General features: G+C 58.0%; 5 protein-coding genes. All 5 read left to right on the top strand.

Going from position 1 to position 3,418, the window contains the following annotated elements; translation table 11 throughout:
* Positions 1–103 precede the first annotated feature (103 nt).
* The 5 genes from tnpA (AO268_RS32225) (at position 104) to tnpB (AO268_RS33475) (ending at position 3,281) form a co-directional block, all read left to right on the top strand.
* Entirely contained in the window at positions 104–436 is a 333-nt protein-coding gene (tnpA, locus tag AO268_RS32225) for an IS66-like element accessory protein TnpA (RefSeq protein ID WP_038441717.1), read from the top strand.
* Complete coding sequence (gene tnpB, locus AO268_RS32220; RefSeq protein ID WP_038441718.1) at positions 433–768, top strand: IS66 family insertion sequence element accessory protein TnpB; 336 nt, start codon at positions 433–435, stop codon at positions 766–768. The genes tnpA (AO268_RS32225) and tnpB (AO268_RS32220) overlap by 4 nt, the downstream gene beginning before the upstream one ends.
* Positions 769–849: 81 nt before the next feature.
* Positions 850–2,418, top strand: a complete 1,569-nt coding sequence (gene tnpC, locus AO268_RS32215; protein ID WP_038441719.1) for an IS66 family transposase — start codon at positions 850–852, stop codon at positions 2,416–2,418.
* A gap of 213 nt (positions 2,419–2,631) precedes the next feature.
* The gene (gene tnpA, locus AO268_RS32210) at positions 2,632–2,949 is read left to right on the top strand and encodes an IS66-like element accessory protein TnpA (RefSeq protein WP_076965118.1); all 318 of its coding nucleotides are present in this window, start codon (positions 2,632–2,634) and stop codon (positions 2,947–2,949) included.
* Positions 2,946–3,281: an IS66 family insertion sequence element accessory protein TnpB gene (gene tnpB, locus AO268_RS33475; protein ID WP_076965119.1), complete on the top strand. Its 336-nt coding sequence runs from the start codon at positions 2,946–2,948 to the stop codon at positions 3,279–3,281. Before tnpA (AO268_RS32210) ends, tnpB (AO268_RS33475) begins: the two co-directional genes overlap by 4 nt.
* The last annotated feature ends 137 nt before the right edge of the window (positions 3,282–3,418 follow it).

The following is a 3,418-nucleotide window of genomic DNA, read 5'->3' as shown; positions in this document are numbered from 1 at the left end:
GTATGCGTCCGGCCAACACACCTTCCTGACCCCGACGCCAAAGGCGATGGTGTCCACCTAATTTAAGTGGACACCATTTCTAGCCTTTTAAGCGGGTCTTTCCATGCAGCCACAACGCCGTTCCTACTCCAAATCCTTCAAGGCCCAGCTCATTCAAGAGTGTGCCCAGCCCGGCGCTTCGATTGCCAGCGTCGCACTCAGCCACAGCCTTAACGCGAACCTCGTCCACAAATGGATTCGAGTGCAAACGCAGAAAGCCATGGCGCTGCAACCTGCTTTCGTTCCGCTACCCTTGCAGCTAGCCGGAGGAAATTCGCAAGCTGCATCATCGAACATCTGCGTTGAAATCCAGCACCCGCGTGGCACCGTCAAAGTGAACTGGCCGACCGAAAGTGCTGCCGCCTGCGCCACCTTTCTGCGAGACCTGTTGCGATGATCCGCATCGACACCATCTGGCTCGCCACCGAGCCCATGGACATGCGCGCCGGCACCGACACTGCGATGGCTCGGGTGGTAGCAGTGTTCGGTGCGGCGCAGCCGCACTGTGCTTATCTGTTTGCCAACCGCCGTGCCAATCGCATGAAAGTGCTGGTGCACGACGGGCTGGGCATCTGGCTGGCGGCGCGCAGGCTGCATCAGGGCAAGTTCTTCTGGCCGGGTTCCCGGCACGGTTCGCAGATAGAATTGGGCTCCGAGCAACTGCATGCTCTGGTGCTAGGTTTGCCTTGGCAAAGGGTCGGGCCAGGCAACGCGATTTCCATCGTATAACTTCTGCCATGCCCCATCTGGCTGTGCAATTGTCCGATCAGCCTATCGTTGGTTTTGACCTGTTCTGGCAAAATCGGCGGCATGACTTCGCTCCCTGATCTCAATCACCTGACCCCTGAACAACTGCGCGCTCTGGCAGCGCAGTTGATGCAGCGTGTCGAGACGCTGGACCAACAAGTCGAAACAATGGGCAAGACCGTCGAGACCATGGGTAAGAGGATCCATCATGGTCAAACGGTGATCGAAAAGTTGAGCCACGAGATCGCGCAGCTCAAGCGCTTCAAATTTGCCAAGCGTAGCGAGCAGTTGAGTCCGGAGCAGGCCAGCTTGCTCGATGACTTGATCGATACCGATATCGCGGCGATTGAGGCTGAGCTTCAGGCCTTGCAAACAGCTCCAACTCCAACCGAGGCAAAGCAAAAGCCCAAGCGCGCTGCGTTGCCGCCGGAGTTTCCACGCACCCTGATCCATCACGAACCGGACAACACTCACTGCCCATGCGGCTGCGCCCTCAAGCGTATCGGTGAAGACGTCAGCGAGAAACTGGACTACACGCCCGGCGTGTTTACCGTGGAGCGTCACATTCGCGGCAAGTGGGTTTGTGATGACTGCGAAACGCTGATCCAGGCGCCGGTTCCGGCGCAGGTCATCGACAAGGGCATCCCCACCGCCGGGCTGCTAGCCCATGTGATGATCGCCAAGTTCGCCGACCATTTGCCGCTCTATCGCCAGGAGTCGATTTTTGGTCGAGCCGGTTTGGCCATCCCACGCTCAACCTTGGCCCAATGGGTTGGCGTTACTGGCGTGCAGTTACAGCCTCTGGTGGATGCGCTGCGCGATGTAGTGCTCGGGCAGCAGGTCATTCACGCCGATGAAACACCCGTGCAGATGCTAATGCCGGGCTCGAAAAAAACTCATCGTTCCTATGTCTGGGCCTACGCCACCAGCCAACTCTGCGAAACAGCGGCTGTCGTCTACGACTTCAGCCCCAGCCGCGCCGGTGAGCATGCTCGTAACTTTCTGCAAGACTGGAAGGGCAAGCTGGTCTGTGATGATTTCGGTGGCTACAAGGCCAGCTTTGAACTCGGCGTAACCGAAATCGGTTGCATGGCCCATGCAAGACGCAAGTTCTTCGAGCTACACGCCACCAACAAGAGCCAGCTCGCCGAGCAGGCCTTGCGCTACATCCAGTTACTTTACGAAATCGAAAGTGAGATCCGCGACCTTGAACCGGATTTTCGCCACCGAATACGGCAGGAAAAAGCTGTGCCGGTGATGGGTGCACTGCATGCCTGGATGATCGCCCAGCGCCTACTTGTGCACGATGGCTCGGCTATCAGCAAAGCACTGGATTACAGCCTGAAACGCTGGACGGCGCTGTCGCGCTATCTCGATGACGGGGCCGTACCCATCGACAATAACTGGTGCGAGAACCAGATCCGGCCATGGGCGTTGGGTCGCAAGAACTGGCTCTTTGCAGGTTCACTGCGCAGCGGCAAACGGGCTGCGGCGATCATGAGCTTGATCCAGTCGGCGCGGCTCAATGGGCATGATCCGTATGCTTATTTGAAGGACGTCCTCACGCGCCTGCCGACGCAGCGGGCGAGTGAGATTGCGGAGCTGCTGCCGCATAGATGGCAACCGGTTTAGTTGCGCAAGGCGGGATGCCCGGACGCATACTCGCCTGCCGACGCAGCGGGCGAGTGAGATTGCGGAGCTGCTGCCGCATAGATGGCAACCGGTTTAGTTGCGCAAGGCGGGATGCCCGGACGCATACAACACACCTTCAAAATCCCAGCATTAAGGGCGATGGTGTCCGCGTATTTTTAAGCGGACGCGATCGCCCTTATCGCCGGGATTTCCATGCGCCAACGAAGCTCTTACCCCAAACCATTCAAAGCCCAAGTCGTTCAGGAATGCCTGCAACCCGGAGCGACAATTTCCAGCGTAGCTATCCATCACGGCATCAACGCCAACGTGATCCGCAAGTGGCTACCGATTTATCGGGATCAACCCGTCGCAGCCTTGCCTGCCTTCGTTCCGGTAAAACCGGCGCCAAGGCGTGCAACTGAAGAGATGGTGATCATCTCGCTGCCTCTGGGTGATAAGTCCATCACCGTAAAATGGCCAGTCTCGGATCCGGACGGCTGCGCGTGTTTCATTCGTGGTCTGGCTCAATGATTCGCGTTGATGCCATCTGGCTTGCCACCGAACCCATGGACATGCGCGCCGGCACTGAAACGGCACTGGCCCGAGTAGTTGCGGTGTTCGGTGCGGCGAAGCCGCACTGCGCTTACCTCTTTGCCAACCGGCGGGCCAACCGGATGAAAGTCCTGGTGCACGACGGCGTCGGTATCTGGCTGGCGGCGCGCCGTTTGAACCAGGGCAAGTTCCATTGGCCGGGCATCCATCGTGGGACTGAGGTTGAACTCGACCCCGAGCAACTCCAAGTACTGGTACTTGGATTACCTTGGCAACGAGTGGGTACGGGCGGCGCAATTACATTGCTTTAAATATTGCCTTTTAGCTGAAGCAGTCGCGCTGCTTTGGTAAAATCCACGGCATGGTGCGACACGAGACCGTGTACTCACTATCAAAGGTTAACAATTGAGTACATGTCGCAACTCTGAGTCTCATTGCTCAGCCCTGC

Source organism: Pseudomonas sp. ICMP 8385 (assembly GCF_002699915.1).
Lineage (GTDB): Bacteria > Pseudomonadota > Gammaproteobacteria > Pseudomonadales > Pseudomonadaceae > Aquipseudomonas > Aquipseudomonas gessardii.
The sequence above is the reverse complement of the archived record's forward strand: the minus strand, read 5'-3'. Positions and strand labels throughout refer to the sequence as shown.

Coding starts and splice junctions, on each gene's coding strand:
- tnpA (WP_038441717.1), top strand. CDS start 104: ATGCAGCCACAACGCCGTTCCTACTCCAAATCCTTCAAGGCCCAGCTC.
- tnpB (WP_038441718.1), top strand. CDS start 433: ATGATCCGCATCGACACCATCTGGCTCGCCACCGAGCCCATGGACATG.
- tnpC (WP_038441719.1), top strand. CDS start 850: ATGACTTCGCTCCCTGATCTCAATCACCTGACCCCTGAACAACTGCGC.
- tnpA (WP_076965118.1), top strand. CDS start 2,632: ATGCGCCAACGAAGCTCTTACCCCAAACCATTCAAAGCCCAAGTCGTT.
- tnpB (WP_076965119.1), top strand. CDS start 2,946: ATGATTCGCGTTGATGCCATCTGGCTTGCCACCGAACCCATGGACATG.